Here is a 2420-nt window from a genome sequence, read left to right on the forward strand (position 1 = left end):
CGCCAGCCAAGAATCTGACGAACAAAGCCTTCGATCTGCGAAATCGAAATACTAGATTGCTGTTGATAGTATGTTTCAATGGCGACATCGATCACCTCATCAGGGCTAATAATATTGGCATTCAAAGCAAAACTCAGCCGTGAGTGATATAGGCTCCAGGAGTGAGGAGAATTGCAGGTCATCGCGTCTTGAAAGTAGCCGAATTTCGGGAGGCATACTTGGCAAAAGTATTGAAGTTGAGCCATCGCTTGTCGATGGTTAATCGGCCAAACTAGCTTAATGTTCGCATTACCGAAACTGACAATCTCATGATCGTTCAACCGTTTTAGAATGACACTTACGTCATTTTCAAACACCAGTGGCTGGGGAATATCAGCTAAGTCTTTCTTTTTGAGCGCATGACGATTGTCCTCATCGTGATTCCACTTTCCACCTAAAGGGCTGCCTCCTTCCATCAAGACACTGAAGCGTTTACGCATTTTACGATAGAAACCTTCCATTCGATGATGTCTGCCACCTTCGAACCATAGAGGTAGTTCGTTGTGCTCAAGAAAAAAATGCTCGGTTTCATAGAGTCGGGAGGTGATCTCCAAGTCTCGAGTAAATTCACGTAGTTGAACATGCAGTCGATATTCATCAGGTTGCTGATATTCAAATACCTGACAAGCGCAGCGTTCAATGACAGATGAAAGCAATGCTGGCAAATCTTTATATCCCGAGCTTTCGTCCAAATTGAAGTACTTTACCCTATGTCCTGCCTGTCTTAGATTCTCCGCAAAATCCTCCATCGCGGCAAAGAAAGCACAAACTTTTTGAACATGATGCTTTACGTAGTTAGTTTCCTGCGTCAGTTCAGCCAAAATGTACAAGGTGTCAGGATCAGATTCCTTGAACCAAGAGTGACGGCTATTTAATTGATCCCCCAAAACAAGCCTTAGACGCTTGGTTTTCAAACTCATGATTTCTCTCTCGTTGGCCATTGCTAGAAAACAGTGCGTGCAATATTTTTCAACTTTTCGTAAAAACTCTCCAGATCCCTGTTTTGAGCGCACTCAATTTTCATCTTGTTGTGAAAAAAGAGAGTTAGCTTAACTTTGTGGTCACTGAGCATAATCGTGTAACCGTCATAACTCAGTTCGAGGCTAATTTGCTGATAAATAAGCTTGCCTCCCTCCATGCTTCCTTTTTGCCGAATGCATTCAGCTGCCAGCATGACTACCTTTGGTTCAATATGCTGTTCCAAGTTCCCAACTCCTAAAATTAGAATGTGCCCCAAGACCACACCGAGCATTTAAAAGCTTATACGCATCAACGCGTCAATGGATCACCCCATGCACTGATCCAAAATGAAACCTGCTTCGTAAGTGCCTGAAACACCCTCAGCGCACTACGGAATCCATATGCTCATTAAACAACGAAGAGTTCTATACTGGTTTACTCGAGACCTGCGAATTCATGACAACCAGGCGCTGCACGCCATAAAAAGCGCCGATCGCCTACTGTGCATCTATGTCGTAGACCCTAGATGGTTTCAGCAGAAGCTATGGCAGCAACCTTCCATCAGCAAACATCGCTGGCAGTTCACCTTGGAATGCATTCAGGATTTAAAACAAAACCTCGCACGATATGACCAAGAGCTGATTGTTTTATATGGTGATACAACTGAGCTGATATCCAACCTTATCAATAATTACGGCTTTAGTGACCTCGTATTGACTCAGTCTTCCGGTTCTTATGAGCGGCACATCCTTAAAGCGATTCGCAGGAAATGCTCCGAGGCTGCGGTAATAGAATATGAACAATACACGATCTTCAATGAGTTAGAACTACCGTTTAAGGTCTCTCAGTTACCCCAAACATACTCACGCTTCAGGAAATCAATTGAAAATCAAGGTGTCCCTGACCCCCTTCCTGCCCCCAAATTCCTGCCAATCATGCCTAAGATAGATATGTTGGAAGCAGAGAAGATTCCTGATTGGCTTCCTGTGAATACGACTTCGCTCCGCTTTACCGGTGGTGAACGCGAAGCGTTTGGCCATCTGTTCGAGTATTTCTCCAGTGATGCGCCCCGTCGCTACAAGACAGTAAGGAATGAATTATCCGGCTGGACCAACAGCAGCAAAATATCACCCTGGTTAAGTAGCGGCTGTCTATCTCCACGCCAGGTCATCAAGAAATTGCTTGAATACGAACAGGAAAACGGGTCTAACGATTCATCTCGTTGGCTATATGTCGAGCTATTGTGGAGAGAATATTTCCAATGGTGGCACTTTCTAAAAGGAGACCAACTATTTAGTTTCCAAGGATCCAAAAAGTCACCCCCGCTTACTAGTTTCTACCCTGAACGCTTCAGTAAATGGTGTGAAGGCGAAACGCCTTTCAAGATTGTCAATGCCTGCATGAAGGAACTAAAAAACACG

The 2420-nt window shown here is 44.3% G+C and carries 3 protein-coding genes; 1 reads left to right on the forward strand and 2 read right to left on the reverse strand.

The genetic code is table 11. The features are described from left to right. Both A3761_RS18560 and A3761_RS18565 read right to left on the reverse strand, forming a co-directional pair. Positions 1 to 959: cryptochrome/photolyase family protein (locus tag A3761_RS18560; protein WP_197473113.1), on the reverse strand; the 959-nt coding region annotated here is incomplete at its 3' end. A 23-nt stretch (positions 960 to 982) separates the two neighbouring features. Further along, positions 983 to 1243, reverse strand: coding sequence for a DUF3081 family protein (locus A3761_RS18565; RefSeq protein WP_197469968.1), 261 nt, complete (start codon positions 1241 to 1243; stop codon positions 983 to 985). Positions 1244 to 1400: 157 nt separating this feature from the next. Between A3761_RS18565 and A3761_RS18570 the strand changes: the two genes are divergently transcribed. Next, positions 1401 to 2420 (forward strand): deoxyribodipyrimidine photo-lyase (locus tag A3761_RS18570; RefSeq protein WP_068750661.1); only part of this gene is annotated, 1020 nt, incomplete at its 3' end.

Source organism: Oleiphilus sp. HI0123 (assembly GCF_001635315.1).